Origin of the sequence: Mesorhizobium sp. M1A.F.Ca.IN.020.04.1.1 (assembly GCF_003997315.1) — a bacterium.
Taxonomy (GTDB): domain Bacteria; phylum Pseudomonadota; class Alphaproteobacteria; order Rhizobiales; family Rhizobiaceae; genus Mesorhizobium.
In genome coordinates, this window is sequence record NZ_RZSN01000010.1 from 15,652 (window position 1) to 30,117 (window position 14,466).

9 protein-coding genes and 2 pseudogenes are annotated in these 14,466 nt (G+C 59.5%); 2 read left to right on the top strand and 9 right to left on the bottom strand.

All coding sequences use genetic code 11. The features are described 5' to 3' along the window. Window positions 1–14: 14 nt before the first annotated feature. From EOA49_RS04170 to EOA49_RS04180, 3 genes are all read right to left on the bottom strand, one after another. Window positions 15–1,196 (bottom strand): Xaa-Pro peptidase family protein, encoded by a 1,182-nt coding sequence (locus tag EOA49_RS04170; protein ID WP_127243067.1) that lies wholly within the window; start codon window positions 1,194–1,196, stop codon window positions 15–17. A 95-nt stretch (window positions 1,197–1,291) separates the two neighbouring features. After that, the gene (locus EOA49_RS04175; protein ID WP_164746625.1) at window positions 1,292–2,053 is read right to left on the bottom strand and encodes a class I SAM-dependent methyltransferase; all 762 of its coding nucleotides are present in this window, start codon (window positions 2,051–2,053) and stop codon (window positions 1,292–1,294) included. A 923-nt stretch (window positions 2,054–2,976) separates the two neighbouring features. Further along, window positions 2,977–3,966 (bottom strand): IS481 family transposase, encoded by a 990-nt coding sequence (locus EOA49_RS04180; protein WP_127239351.1) that lies wholly within the window; start codon window positions 3,964–3,966, stop codon window positions 2,977–2,979. 131 nt (window positions 3,967–4,097) lie between these two features. On the opposite strand from EOA49_RS04180, the pseudogene EOA49_RS04185 reads away from it, so the two are divergent. Beyond that, window positions 4,098–5,169 (top strand): annotated as a pseudogene (locus tag EOA49_RS04185) (IS21 family transposase); the annotation flags it as partial. A 32-nt stretch (window positions 5,170–5,201) separates the two neighbouring features. Beyond that, window positions 5,202–5,552, top strand: a pseudogene (locus EOA49_RS04190) (ATP-binding protein); the annotation flags it as partial. Window positions 5,553–5,554: 2 nt separating this feature from the next. On the opposite strand, the gene EOA49_RS04195 reads toward EOA49_RS04190, so the two are convergent. From EOA49_RS04195 to EOA49_RS04220, 6 genes are all read right to left on the bottom strand, one after another. Then, window positions 5,555–6,736, bottom strand: a complete 1,182-nt coding sequence (locus EOA49_RS04195) for a Xaa-Pro peptidase family protein (RefSeq protein WP_127243068.1) — start codon at window positions 6,734–6,736, stop codon at window positions 5,555–5,557. Between the two features lie 109 nt (window positions 6,737–6,845). Next, entirely contained in the window at window positions 6,846–7,379 is a 534-nt protein-coding gene (locus EOA49_RS04200; RefSeq protein WP_127239354.1) for a sarcosine oxidase subunit gamma, read from the bottom strand. Beyond that, window positions 7,372–10,443, bottom strand: a complete 3,072-nt coding sequence (locus tag EOA49_RS04205; protein ID WP_127239355.1) for a sarcosine oxidase subunit alpha family protein — start codon at window positions 10,441–10,443, stop codon at window positions 7,372–7,374. Before EOA49_RS04205 ends, EOA49_RS04200 begins: the two co-directional genes overlap by 8 nt. Further along, a complete protein-coding gene (locus tag EOA49_RS04210; protein WP_127239356.1) occupies window positions 10,440–10,706 on the bottom strand; it encodes a sarcosine oxidase subunit delta in 267 nt (88 codons plus the stop codon). Before EOA49_RS04210 ends, EOA49_RS04205 begins: the two co-directional genes overlap by 4 nt. A gap of 17 nt (window positions 10,707–10,723) precedes the next feature. After that, window positions 10,724–11,980: a sarcosine oxidase subunit beta family protein gene (locus EOA49_RS04215; protein WP_127239357.1), complete on the bottom strand. Its 1,257-nt coding sequence runs from the start codon at window positions 11,978–11,980 to the stop codon at window positions 10,724–10,726. Window positions 11,981–12,716: 736 nt separating this feature from the next. Further along, on the bottom strand, window positions 12,717–14,462 hold the full coding sequence (locus tag EOA49_RS04220; RefSeq protein WP_127239358.1) for an ABC transporter permease subunit: 1,746 nt from the start codon (window positions 14,460–14,462) through the stop codon (window positions 12,717–12,719). Window positions 14,463–14,466 lie beyond the last annotated feature (4 nt).

Here is a 14,466-nt window from a genome sequence, read left to right on the forward strand (position 1 = left end):
CGCTATGCTTAAAGTCAGCAATTTACCAACAAATCGCGTGACATATTGCTTAGCGACTTCGCGCCGTTCTCAGTCACTCGGACAGTCTCACTGAAGACGTAGCCGTCATCCTTCTCAAAAATACCGATGAGAACGTGGAAGGTCATGTTAGGTTCAATCACGGTGTCGTCGTCCACCTGGAAGCTGATTCCGCCGTCGACCCAACCGTGGCCGATGGAGTAGCCGCTTCTGGATTCCTTCCGCACGCCGTATGGTTTAAAGGCGCGCTGGAACGCTTGCGAAACTTCAGAGCACGCAACTCCAGGCCGTATCGTTTCGACCTGCGCGAGAAAGCCGTCCAAAGCGGCTGGATGGAGGTGCCGCGCGCGAGCGGTTGGCTCGCCCAAAAATAGCGTCCGGGACAAGGCGCAGGCATAGCGGTGTCGGAAGGCGCCAATCTCGAAGTTAGTCTGACAGCCCATCTTATAGCTCGCGTCAGACCACGAAAGATGCGGCGCATTGGCGGGAGCGCCAACCGGCATAGTTGGAAAGGCGCAAACACCGCCCGGGATTTCCGGAGTGCCCTTGACCAAAGCATTAACTATGGCGGCGCCCACGTCGCATTCGCGTGCGCCAGGAGCGATCTCGAGCCGGCCCACCTGCATGGCCCTGTCCACAATCTTTCCGGCCTGCTCCATGTAGGCAAGCTCAGCTGGTGATTTTACCGTCTTTAGTTTACCAAGCATTCCATCGGCATCGATGAACTTCGATGAATCCAAGCTGTTACCGAGGGCGGCATGGTCCTTCACTCCAAACGTCTTGGCCGTCAGTTCGACCCCGATTCGGCTAGACTTGGTGCGCTCGCGGATTAGATCGCCAATCGGCTCCCATGCCGTTAGCTGGCTCGAACCAATGTATTTCTCGGGATAACTGAGAATGCGTGATTCCGGCAGGTAGGAGGTGGGTGTTGCACACAAAGTGTCCATTTCGCGCAAAATCAGCCACGGGTCTTCATCGTCTTGACACACGAGAGCGAGCTGCGGAACGTACTCCGAGTATCCATCATAGCCGGTGAGGTAGTTCATATTATTCTCGTTCATGACAAGCAGCGCATCCATTCCGCGCGCCGCCATTTGCTTTCGCAGCCGAGCAGTGCGCTCGCGGTATTCCTGCTGACTAAATGCAGGTACGCGTTCCTGTTGCCTAGAGGTGGGCATGAGCAGCTTTCTCCTATCTTGGTAAATGTCAATTGCAATCAAGTGCAGGCCAGCAAGAACAATCTCATCAGTTCATCTAGATTATCCCGCTTACATTATTTGCGTGCGACAACCAGGAGGCGCGAGCTCTCGGATGTAAACGGTTCACCTTCCTCCCCATAAGCTTCCACAGAAACGAATCCCGCGCTTCGCAACATGCGAACATATTCAGAAAACCCATACTGCCTGTAAGAAAGGTGAGTTCGTCTAACGCGTCCATCGCGGACGACAATTCTTTCGAGGTGCTCGCGATCACTTAGCACATCGTTGTTAAATATATCGATTCGTACATCGTCGTTGCGCTGTGCAACGTCACACATAGAATACTTATGACGCAGAGACTCGATTCGATTGGGGTTATCGATTAACAGACGCCCGCCCTTTCGAAGGGACGAAGCGGCTTCACGAAGAACTCTCTCATTATCCGTGTCATCGAAATAGCCAAAGGTCGTGTACCAAAGAAAAACTGCGTCGAATCGATCTCGCCAGGGAAGTGAGCGCATGTCGCCCACAGCATACTCCACATTTACTCCGAGTTCAGCTGCATCCGCTTGGGCCTTTTTTAGCAAGATCGGTGAGATATCAAGCCCGGCTACATGCGCTCCTTTTTCCGCTAATCGGTTGGCAATTCGCCCATAGCCACATCCCAGTTCGAGAACTGCGTTTCCCTTCACGAGAGAAAGGAGATTCCAAATTAACTCCGTTTGATTGTCACTTTTTCTGGGGGGGTTTATTACGTCTCCAAAATATAGATAATCTTCACTGAAGTATAATCTGATTTCCGTCAGCGATGCGTTTCCTTTAAGATTGTCAGCCACGTATTTTTTCCTTTTACCACTGTTATCCAAAGAGCTTTTGTTCCACCATGATTATTCGCATATATTGCACCGCAGTTAAAGAGAATATTTGTGAAGGTTTTCATTGGTATGTCAATTTATTGTGACAGTAAGCTACCAAGGCGTGTTGGAGATTGTATCGTCTGCCGATAAGGGGTCTGTCGAGCCACTCTCCCGCGAGTACACATCACCCGCCACCCCTCCACAACGGCCCGTCTAGGACGGGAAATGGGAAGGCATCAGCTTCCGTCGCATTCGGACCTACCCGTAGGCACAGTCGGGGCAGGCGAGTGTCGGCCTGGTAGACCCTTTCAGTTCGACACCGTGCTCATCGCGACTCGAATTATGTCCCCAATCAGCGACTTGAACTTGTCGAGAGCCGTTGGCACGATGCGCCGCTCGCTCTTATGGGACGCTGAAGCCGAGGGAACTTCCGCTCCGCGCAATGCTACATACCGGGGCTACACCTATTTGGTCGATCTGTTCGAGTTGAAGCTGGAGAACAAGCGTGTGCTCAAACTCATCCAGCATTGCTCAAGGCCGAGTTGATGGAGGACGGCTTGGTCCGTCGGTGGACAGGAAATTTCGCAAGGGCGGTCCGCTCTCGCCCTCCTGCCCGACGACCTCGACAGGGGACTGGTCCGACGTCGGCCTCCGCTCTTGCCGCTACGCGGACGACTGCAACATCTTTGTTCGCAACCGGTGCGTTGGCGAACGGGTCATGGTCTCGGTCGGCCGATTCATGACCTAAGTTGCTGCTGAAGGTCAACAAGAGAAGCGCGCGGGTCGGCGCGGCCGTCGACAGGCGGATGCAGCAAGCCCTGCCGCAATCGAACCGGCGTTCTCCGAGCACAGCTAGGGCTTCCGCCCCGGGCGGTCCGCCAGCAAGAAGTAGCCCAAGCAGTCTAGGTGTTTAGTCCCGGCATTTGCTGGAGCGGGTTGAGCGAAAACCGTTCCGGCTGGGAAAGCCACGCCTTGCAGATGAACTCATAGGGTGTGAGGCCTTTGAGGGTCTTGAGCCTGCGGCCGAAATTGTAGGCGGTGACGAAGTCGGCGAGATGGCGACGGAGCTGGTCGTGGCTCTGGTAGTAGAAGCGCTTGACCGTCGCATCCTTGATGGTTCGGTTCATCCTCTCGACCTGGCCATTGGTCCATGGATGTTTGGCCTTGGTCGTGCGGTGCTCGATGTCGTTCGTGGCGCAGGCGTATTCGATGGCATGTGCCCGGAAGAGTTCGCCGTTTGCGATGGCTTCCCTGATCAGCGGCACGGCCGAACCGCTGGCGCCGGGCGTCGTGAACTGGATGCCGTTGTCGGTGAGTACGGTGTGGATTTTGTAAGGAACCGCCTCGATCAGACGTAGCAGGAACTCCCTCGAGACGGCGGTCGTCGCCTTCTCGTGCAGTTCGACGAAAGCGAACTTCGAGGTTCGGTCGATCGCCACGAACATGTGCAGCTTACCCTGTTCGGTGCGGACCTCTGCGATGTTGTGGAAGTAGCCGATCGGGTAGCTCTTGAACTTCCGCTTCGCCGGCTTGTCGCCCTCGACATCCGGCAATCGGCCGATGCCATGACGCTGCAGGCAGCGGTGCAGAGAGGATCGCGTCAGGTGCGGGATTGTCGGCTGCAACGCATAGAGACAATCGTCCAACGGTAGCAGCGTATAGCGTCGGAAGGCGACGATGACCGCCTCTTCCTCCACGGAAAGCACGGTCGATCTCGGCTCCTTCGGGCCAGTCGGAACGTCCGCGACCGAAGCCCGCTTCTTCCACTTTGCGACCGTCTTCTGGTTGATCCCGTAGCGCTTGGCCAGCGCCCTCAGGCTCGCTTGACTATGTTCTATCGCTCGACGGATCGCCTCTGTCGTCGTGGCGCTCCCGTGAAGAACCTGGCCCACAGCGCATCCTTTGATTCGGACGACAAGGATGCTCCATCAAAGCCTGGGATCAAACATCTAGGGGTGCTCTCCAGTTTTTCGGGACCGCTGTTCTGGCATTTTGGCCTCTCACGATGACGTTGAGAGGGGCCATGCCGAGACGGAAGCAAGCGAGACGAACGAGCGTGTGTGGGATATCCAAGCGATCTTGCGCCTGACCCATGAGCAGGGTCTTTCGGTGCCTAAGGTGTCGGAACGGCTGAAGATCAGCAAGACGACACTATCGACCTATTTGCTGCGGGCGAGGGAGGCCGGGCTGTCATGCTGGCCGCTGCCGCCGGGCCACGACGACGCTACGCTTGAGCGGCTGCTGTTCGGCCTTGCCGGTCGTCGACCGCAAGGCCCGAGCGAACCGGACTTTGCACTGATCGCCAGGGAGTTGAAGCGCAAGGGGTGACGCTGACGCTCCTGTGGCAGGAGTATCGCGCCGCCCATCCCGACGGCTACGGCTACACCTGGTTCTGCGAGCATTTCGCCGCTTTCGAGCCCCGGACGAGCGCGACATTCCGCAACCAGCGTGCGGCGGGCGCGGTGATGCAGACGGACTATGCCGGGCAGACGGTGCCGGTGATCGATCCGGCGACCGGCGCCATTTACCCGGCAGATTTTTGTCGCGGTGCTGGCCGCCTCCAACCTGGCCTTCGCCTTTTGCCAGCTCCAGCCAAAAGCTGCCGGACTGGATCGAGGGCCAGGTGCGAGCGCTCGCCTTCTTCGGCGGTGTCACCAGAGCGATCGTGTGGGACAACCTGAAGGCCGGTGTCGTCAAGGCGCTGTGGTTCGAGCCAACGTCTCGATCGCCGAGCTCAACGCGGCGATCGCGAACTGCTCGAGGATCTGAACAATCGGCCGATGCGCCATGTCGGCCAAAGCCGCCGCGAACTGTTCGAGGAGATCGAGCGGGCTGCCTTGAAGCCGCTGCCGGCGGCACCGTTCGAATACGCCGAGTGGAAGTCGGCGAAGATCCATCCTGACTACCATGTCGAGGTCGACAAGACCTTCTACTCGGTGCCGCACCGGCCGATCGGGCGCACCGTCGAGGTGCGGCTCACTCATCGAGTGGTCGAGATCTTCCACGATCACCAGCGTGTCGCCAGCCATGCGCGTCGCTCGCAGCGTTCCGGCCACGTCACCGTCAATGAACACATGCCCAAGGCGCACCAGCGCTAGGCCAACACCACGCCGGCCAGTCTGATCACAAGCGCGTCCGGCACCGGCTCGCCTCAGCCAGGCTGCGCTTTCCCGAAGCCTGTATCGAGGGGACATCGACTTTGCCGCGCCACGCGGGGCTTGACCGGCGCGGCACCATGGCGCTCGCCCAGGGCGAATGGCTGAAAGCGCATGAGAACCTGATCGTCACCGGCCAGACCGGAACCGGCAAGTCGTGGCTGGCCTGCGCCTTCGGCCGGCAAGCAGCACGGCTCGATCATTCCGTGCTCTATGCGCGCGTGCCTCGCCTGTTCGAGGATTTGGCGCTCGCCCGTCTCGATGAGCCTTGTGGTGCTGTTCGCCGGGTACGTATCGCCGTTACGCTGAATCGCTATGCTTAAAGTCAGCAATTTACCAACAAATCGCGTGACATATTGCTTAGCGACTTCGCGCCGTTCTCAGTCACTCGGACAGTCTCACTGAAGACGTAGCCGTCATCCTTCTCAAAAATACCGATGAGAACGTGGAAGGTCATGTTAGGTTCAATCACGGTGTCGTCGTCCACCTGGAAGCTGATTCCGCCGTCGACCCAACCGTGGCCGATGGAGTAGCCGCTTCTGGATTCCTTCCGCACGCCGTATGGTTTAAAGGCGCGCTGGAACGCTTGCGAAACTTCAGAGCACGCAACTCCAGGCCGTATCGTTTCGACCTGCGCGAGAAAGCCGTCCAAAGCGGCTTGATGTAGGTGCCGCGCGCGAGCGGTTGGCTCGCCCAAAAATACCGTCCGGGACAAGGCGCAGGCATAGCGGTGTCGGAAGGCGCCAATCTCGAAGTTAGTCTGACAGCCCATCTTATAGCTCGCGTCAGACCACGAAAGATGCGGCGCATTGGCGGGAGCGCCAACCGGCATAGTTGGAAAGGCGCAAACACCGCCCGGGATTTCCGGAGTGCCCTTGACCAAAGCATTAACTATGGCGCCGCCCACGTCGCATTCGCGTGCGCCAGGAGCGATCTCGAGCCGGCCCACCTGCATGGCCCTGTCCACAATCTTTCCGGCCTGCTCCATGTAGGCAAGCTCAGCTGGTGATTTTACCGTCTTTAGTTTACCAAGCATTCCATCGGCATCGATGAACTTCGATGAATCCAAGCTGTTACCGAGGGCGGCATGGTCCTTCACTCCAAACGTCTTGGCCGTCAGTTCGACCCCGATTCGGCTAGACTTGGTGCGCTCGCGGATTAGATCGCCAATCGGCTCCCATGCCGTTAGCTGGCTCGAACCAATGTATTTCTCGGGATAACTGAGAATGCGTGATTCCGGCAGGTAGGAGGTGGGTGTTGCACACAAAGTGTCCATTTCGCGCAAAATCAGCCACGGGTCTTCATCGTCTTGACACACGAGAGCGAGCTGCGGAACGTACTCCGAGTATCCATCATAGCCGGTGAGGTAGTTCATATTATTCTCGTTCATGACAAGCAGCGCATCCATTCCGCGCGCCGCCATTTGCTTTCGCAGCCGAGCAGTGCGCTCGCGGTATTCCTGCTGACTAAATGCAGGTACGCGTTCCTGTTGCCTAGAGGTGGGCATGAGCAGCTTTCTCCTATCTTGGTAAATGTCGATCGCAGGAGGCGATCAATTGGTTTTGCTTTCTTCAAGTGCGCCTTTGAATCCGATCGTACTTGGCTAAGTGGGCAGCCTAGGTCGACCCGTTCGAGGGAGTCAGGTACCGGTCCGATGCGGAGGCGTCGGCAATCCAATCCATCAGCCCCTTGCTAAGGCTGCGCGGGACAAGGAGGTCGCATTCGAACCCGCTCCTGCGCAGCAGCAGCACCGGCATATGATCGAGGCCCGTCTGGATTGCCCGTCCATCTCCCAGTGTCTCCCAATCCGCCGCGACACACCGCTCCAGCACCTGTTTGAGGCCCCTGCCAGACAGCCGGAGCCGAATCCTGCCCTCGTCGAGCGGGAGTGTGCAGCCGAATTCCGCGTCGACGTCGATCACAGGCGGCGGGCCGTCGCAAAGCAGCCAAAACCGGCGCGGCGCGATCCGAATGACGAGCCTATCGTCATGACGAGCAGTGTCGCCGACCTTGTTCGGCAAAGGCTCGCCCAGTATCCTATTCAGTACCACCTCAAATTTTGCCATTGCGCCGTCCCAACCCTCGAATTGCAGGATCGAGCAGTCATAGGCCGCCATCTCAAACCCGCCCATGTTCGAACCATCAGCCATGGAGTCGCTCACCCTTCGGGTCGAGGAAAATAGGCGAGACTATCCGGGCTCGAACCGTCTGGCCCTTCATGGGATAGGCAGCGACGATCTCAGCGCCCTCCTCCGCGGCATTTCGGGCAATCAAAGCGAGCCCAACCGAGGCGTCGAGCGTGGGGCTGTAGGTCACCGAGGTGATCCGGCCGAGACCATGGCCGTGCATCCGCTCGCCAGGCCTGAATAGAATAGCGCCTCCGCTCAACCTCTTGCCCGGCTCAAGGCAGCGTAGTCCGACCAGCCGCGGCCTCGCCGGGTCACTGAGAGCTTCACGGCGGCCAAGCACATCGCCTACATAGCCGCTGCGCTTACCCGCCATGCGGCTGAGTCCGAGGTCGTCGAGCGTCGTCCTGCCGTCGATCTCCGGCCCAGCGACATGGCCTTTCTCGACGCGCAAGGCGCCCAGAGCCTCGACCCCGTAAGGCTTTTGGCCGAAAGGCGTGCCGGCCTCGATCAACCGGCACCACATTTCCTTGCCGACGCTAGCACCGGTATAGATCTCGTAAGCCCGCTCGCCCGAAAAGCTGAGACGAATGATGCGCAGGGGCTTGTCCCTATATCGACCTTCAAGAAAACCCATATGCGGCAACGCTTCATTGGAAACGTTCAGATCGGGGAACGCGGCGGCGAGGATTTCCCGACTCGTTGGACCGGCCACGGACATCGCCGCCCATTCGTCGGTGACCGAAGTTACCGAAACACGCAGGCCCGGCCAGGCGGTATCGAGCAGGAATTCGAGCCGGGACATCACGTCCGCGGCCTTCGCGGTCGATGTCGTCATAAAAAAATGCCGCTCGCTGAGCCGCATCGTTGTGCCATCATCGAAGACGATGCCGTCGTCGCGCAGCATGATGCCGTAGCGCGCGCGGCCGATCGGCAGCTTGGCAAAACCGTTAACATAGACTCGGTCGAGGAATTCAGCCGCGTCCGGCCCCTGGACGTCGATCTTCCCTAGCGTGGAAATGTCCATCAGGCCGGCCGCCTCGCGTACCATTCGCATTTCGGCGGGATAGGCCTGGTCAACATCGCGGCCGGAAGCAAGGTAAAACGAGGGCCGCATCCAGACGCCCGTCTCCAGCATCTGCGCGCCGTTAGCGACATGCCAGTCATGCATTGGCGTGCGCCGGAACGGCTTGTAAAGATGGCGCTGGCTGCGCCCAGCCAGCGCTCCGACGGCGACTGGGGTATAGGGAGGCCGAAATGTAGTCGTGCCAACGTCCGGAACCGCCATCCCGCGCAGACCGGCCATGGCGGAAATCGCGATGACATTGCTTGTCTTGCCCTGGTCGGCGCCCATTCCGAGCGTCGTATATCGCTTCAGATGTTCGACCGACTCGTATCCCTCACGGTGCGCCAGCGCGACGTCACTGACGGTTACGTCCATCTGCAGGTCGATGAAGGCCTTGCCTTTGGTAAGTTCCGCCTTTCGGTTCCCGAACCATCTCTCACCCGATCGAGTGGGGAGAGAATCCTGCGGCCGTCTGGCAGGGCTACCGTCCTTTCCCTCCACGAAGTGGGGGAGAGGTCCCGAGCGAGGCGAGGTGACGAAATGGCTACCATTAGGTCCCGCGTTGATCTCAGCAAGATCGAGGCTGAAGGGCGGCTGGACTGATTTCGTTGCGCCGCAGAACGCAGCTGCTTCGGCCCCCGCACGATGCCCCTCCTCGATGGCACCGGCTGTGATGAAGCCTCCTGTCACGGCGCCGGCGACGAACTGCCCCGCTCCGAGCTTTCCGGGAACGAAATCCTTTATGTCCTCGCGATATACGGGCCTTACCCCAAGATGGGAGGTCAGATGCACCGTCGGCGACCAACCGCCCGAGACCACGACCAGGTCGCATTTCAAGGTAATCGTACCGCCCGGTTCGGAAAGCGTAACAGCGCGTACGGCATGACGCCCCAAAGCATTGGAGATTAGCGACTTCCTACGGACGGCAATGCCCCAGTGGCGCGACTGTTCCAATCGTTCATGTGTCGGTTCCGCGCGGCTGTCGGCTATCGTCACTTCGGCCCCGGCTGCCGCAAGATCAAAGGCTGCGGAATAGGCGCTGTCGTTGTCGGTTGCGACCATCACCCTCGTACCCGCAAGTACGGCAAAGCGGTTCAGATAGGTCCGCGCCGCGGAGGCCAGCATGATGCCGGGCCGGTCATTGTTGGCGAAGGTAAGCGGCCGCTCGATCGAGCCCGTAGCGTAGACCATCGTTTTCGCGCGCAAAAGCGCGACCATCTGGCGCGCCTCGCCTTTTGCCGGATCGGCGGTTCCTGAGCCGTGCCGCTCCACGAGCCCGAGCACATTGCTGTCATAGGCACCAAACGCGGTGGTGCGCGTCATCATCGAAACATTCGGCATGTGGGCGAGCCGTGCGAGCGTTACGGAAAGCCAAGCCCGGGCCTCGCCGTCCGCCGGCTCCGACAAAAGCGTACCGCCAGCCAAAAAATCCTGCTCTACGAGGACCACCTTGGCGCCCGCCTCGCCCGCCGCCAGTGCCGCTGAAAGCCCCGCAGGTCCGGCCCCGATCACGGCCACATCGGCGAAGAGATTGCGCACCTCGTACCGATCCGGATCTGGCTCCTCGCCCGCTCGGCCGAGCCCGGCGGCATTGCGGATGAAATGCTCATAGACCATCCATGCCCGCCGCGTCGGGCCCATGAAAGTCTTGTAGTAAAAACCGGCCGACAGAAAAGGCGCGAACAGTCCGTTCACGCTTTGGATGTCGAACTTCAACGACGGCCAGCGGTTCTGGCTCTCGGCAACCAGCCCGTCGGCCAGTTCCACCGTGGTAGCTGGTAGGTTCGGCTCGCGGCGCCCCCTCGCCCCCACCGTCACGAGCGCATTCGGCTCCTCCGGCCCTGCAGAATAGATCCCGCGGGGCCGGTGGTACTTGAAGCTGCGGCCGACCAGGCCGAATCCGTTCGCCAGTAGCGCCGAAGCGAGCGTATCGCCTCGGTACCCAGCTAAAGCCCTGCCGTCAAAGATGAATTCCATCGGTCGCGATCGGTCGATCCGGCCGCCTTCGTGAAGCCGCCTCATGCGCGTGCCTCCCGCGCGGAGCGGACTGAGGCGATCTCATGGTTGCGTGTATCGCGCCCGACCACCAACCATTGACGGCACCCTATCACGTGCTGCCAATACTCGCGATGCGGTCCGGCCGGGTTCTCGCGCACGAAGACGTATCGGTACCAAGCCTCGAAATCCGCGTCGTCGTGGACAGGACGGATGACCGACGCGTCACCGCCGTAGCGGAACTCGTCGTGGTCGCGCGGACCGCAGTAGGGACATTCGATGCGTAGCATGGTCTTGGGTCTCTCGGTTATTGCAGCCAGGCGAACGGCCCGATGCCGGCCTCGTCCATCGTGCGGCCGGTGCGGAAACGGTCCAGGCTGTAGCCGGCGCTCAGCGGATGCGCCTTTCCGGTGGCGATGGTATGCGCGAAGCACCATCCTGAGGCCGGGGTGGCCTTGAAGCCGCCATAGCACCAGCCACCGTTTAGGTAGAGCCCGTCGATTGGCGTAGGGCAGATGATAGGGCTGCCGTCCGGCGTCATGTCCATCACCCCGCCCCAGTGGCGCAGAATGCGCAGGCGGGAAATGCAGGGCATCAGCGCGACCGCTGCCTCCGCGACTTCACGTACCATGCCAAGATTGCCGCGTTGGGCATAGGAATTGTAGCCGTCCAGCCCGCCGCCGAACACCAGCCCACCCTTGTCGGATTGGCTAACGTAGAAATGCTCGGTCCCGTGGGCCACGATGTGGTGGACCAGGGGCTTGATCGGCTCTGTGACAAAAGCCTGCAAGACATGGCTCTCGATCGGCAGTTCAAGGCCCGCCTTCCGGCCGAGCAGCGAGGTGTGACCCGCCACTGCAAGCCCTACTTTCCCGGCCTGGATCCGGCCCCTCTTCGTATCAACTCCAACGATGCGCTCGCCGTCACGAACGAAACCCGTCACCTCGCAGCCCTGGATGATGTCGACTCCATGGGCGTCGGCGGCGCGCGCGTAGCCCCAGGCCACCGCGTCGTGACGTGCCGTGCCGGCGCGACCTTGGAAGATCGCGCCATGGATCGGGGCACGCGCCTTATCGGAGAAATCGAGGTAGGGGACGAGCCGCCGCACCTCATCTCGGTGGAGAATGTCGGCGTCGATGCCGTTCAGCCGCATGATGTTGGCGCGGAAGCCGAAGCTATCGAGCTGGTCGGCCGAATGGGCCGTGATGAGCATGCCTCGCTGCGAGAACATGACGTTGAAATTCAGCGCCTGCGACATGCCTTCCCAGAGCTTCATAGAGAATTCGTAAAACTGGGTGTTGCCGTCGAGCAGGTAGTTGGAGCGGATTACCGTGGTGTTTCGGCCGACATTGCCGCCGCCGACATAGCCCTTCTCCAGCACGGCGACGTTGCGGATGCCGTGGTTCTCGGCGAGATAGAAAGCGGCCGCCAAGCCGTGCCCGCCGCCGCCCACAATCACAACATCATAGGCCGGCTTCGGATTGGGTGCGCGCCAGGCGCGCCGCCAGTACCTGTCGCCGGAAAGGCCATTGCGTAGGATGGAAAAAACCGAATAGCCGGGCATACGGTTCCCTTATTTTGACGAAGAGGAGGCGGGCGAACCTGCAGAAGGCTTCCGCACCTTGCTCGAAGATACGGAAGGGTTCGGAGATTGCGATGCCGGGAAAGGGAAGCGTCGTGTGTCGTAGTTGAGGAAGGGTAGTATTGCGCGTCCATGTCTTGTGACGGCGCGATCCTGGGAGTCAGATTCGAAGAGGTTTGGCATTCCGTGCTGTCCCTTCCGGAGCTTCAAAGACAGTTCATAGAAAACGCGGATGCATGTGAACTCGGTCGTTACCAATTCACCAACATAGATGAACTTCGTCCTGAGTCAGGCCGGTCCGGATAGCAATCGGGTCGTCACAGAAAAATGCCTCAATACCAGGCGAGAGGACGTCTCTTATATGCACTACACTTCACTCTGCGTTGACGGGGCGGATGCAGCTGGAACACTGCCCCTAAGGTATGCGCCACTTGGCGTTGGATGCGCCAACATAGAGTCGCGAACGGTACCATCGCGTTTTCAGATGACAGAAGACGTGGCCCATGGGATGCGCTGGCGTTGAGTTGGCTCCTCGAAAGGTGGACCGCTATTCGACGCTTTGCCAGGCCCTAGCGCAGGCATCTTGCATGTGACCAACCCATCGCGGGCATTTAAGGACAGGGATCTGCGATGCAGGTCGCCACGAGGGTTAGATCGCCGCCAAGAGCGGTTTCACCCTACAAAACGAGGCTACCCACCTCTGACACTGAAGCCCGTGTCAAGCCGCTGGTACTGGACGCGCGCGCTGAAGGCCCAGGGTCGATCTCCACCCCGCAACGAAGAGGATCATCAAAACGACCAGGGGCAAAAGGATAAACAGCGTCGCTACTGCGGCAATGGTAGGGTCGATTTGGTGGCGAATATCTTCCCACATCTTTAGCGGCAGGGTGCGCATCGAGATCCCTCCTACCAAAGATGTAATGACGACCTCATCAAAGGAGTGAAGGAACGCGAACACAGCGCCGCCGATTATACCCGGCCGAATCAGCGGCAGCGTCACCCTCATGAAGGTCTGCAGTGGCCCAGCCCGCATGCTCATAGCTGCCTGCTCCAGCTGCGGGTCGAAATTCGCCAGCGACGCCGATACGATTACGAGGACATAGCCGATAGCGCCGATGGTATGCGCCAGGACAATGCCGGTCATCGAACCGAGCAACCCGAGTTTGAGCAGCCCGAGATAGGTCGCTATGCCGACGACGATAACCGGAAAGGTGATCGGCGTCAGCATCGCCATTGTCAGGAAGCTGCGCAGGCGCGGAAGGGCGCGGTTAAGCCCGAAGGCTGCAAGCGTGCCGATGATGGTCGACAGGATGACAACCATAAAGCCGATCTGGATGCTCATCCAGGCGGCGGCGTACCATGACGGATCGCCAAAGAAGGATTCATACCACTGCAGCGAAAAACCTGACGGAGGGAATTGCAAATACTTCCCAGCACTGAAGGACATGATGACGACAAGAACCTCTGGAAACAGTAGGTAGAACATAACGAGCGCGAGAAACATTATGCCGACTAGCTGCGGCCAGCGACCGTCGCCACCTGCGCGGTAGAGCTGTGCTATCCAGCGCTTCGCCCGATAGGAAATAAAAAACTCACCGAGACGGTGCCATGACTTCAGCGATGGTTGCGCCGTGCGGCGCGATGTACCTGAGAGATCGAGCCCGACCATCGAGAGCACGACGATGGCGACTGCCAGGAGGACAAAGGCCGAGGCAGCGACGCGTCCCATGTCGAAAGAGCTACGGACCTGCGACGCAATGAAGGTCGATAGCATGGCGTCTCCCAACCCGCCGAGTGCGGCTGGCGCGATGTAGAAGCCGAGGCAGACCACAAAAACCAACAGGCAGCCGCTGCGCACGCCCGGCATGCTGAGAGGGAAGAAAACGCGCCAGAAAGCTGTGGCCGGTCGCGCGCCCATGCTGCGAGCCGCCGCCATCAGTGATTTGTCGATGCCCATCATGGCACTGACCAGAGGCAAGATCATCATAGGCAGCATGATGTGCACCATTCCGATATAGACGGCCATGCGGTTGTAGATAAGTGGCAGCGGACTGGAAATAAGGCCGTGGTCAACCAGCAGATTGTTTATCAGACCGCCATCGCCAAGGATCACGATCCACGCATAGGTCACGACCAGTCCACTGGTCAGATAGGGCACCAGGACGAGCACAATGAGCGCCATGCGTAGCCGTTTCGAGGCGGCCACGATCAGATAGGCCGTGGGATAGCCGATAAGGAGGCAGATAGCCGTGGCTACTACACTAATCTCGATGGTCTGGAAGAGAACGCGCACATTTGCCGGCTGGCCGAAGAACGCCTTATAGTTGCCAGTCGAAAAAGCCGGTGCGTTAAAGCTGGTCAGGAAGAGTTGAACAATTGGTATGCCGAATACCACGAGAAGCACGGCAAGGGCCGGCCCAGTGAGAGCGATGGGCATTCGGCCAAATTCCCGAAGCGTCTTCATCAGA